We start from the raw sequence: 360 nt of genomic DNA on the forward strand, positions 1-360 counted from the left end.
GCCTATGGCGTGCTCGCGCGTGGTCTGATCAGCGGGCACTGGCAGGGGGCAAAGGGACTGGGGGATTTTCGGGTTCGTAGCCCCCGCTTTCAGGAAGGCAATGTCGAGCGTAATCTGGCTCTCGTGGAGACATTGCGCGGAATTGCAGCCACCAAAGACGCAAGCGTGGCCCAGCTGGCAATTGCCTGGGTGGCGGCACAGGGTGACGATATTGTACCACTTGTAGGAGCCCGCCGGCGCGATCGGCTCTCCGAGGCGCTGGGGGCGCTTGATCTTGCGCTGACGCCGGACGATCTGGCTGCTATCGAGAAGGCTGTTCCCAAAGGGGCCGCAGCCGGGGAACGCTACGATCCGAAACAG

1 protein-coding gene is annotated in these 360 nt (G+C 63.3%); it reads left to right on the top strand.

What is annotated here, in order from left to right; translation table 11 throughout:
* Window positions 1–9: 9 nt before the first annotated feature.
* The coding region (locus tag B7449_RS17530; protein WP_244465776.1) for an aldo/keto reductase at window positions 10–360 on the top strand (351 nt) is incomplete at its 3' end.

The organism is Komagataeibacter intermedius TF2 (assembly GCF_000964425.1).
Taxonomy (GTDB): Bacteria; Pseudomonadota; Alphaproteobacteria; order Acetobacterales; family Acetobacteraceae; genus Komagataeibacter; species Komagataeibacter intermedius.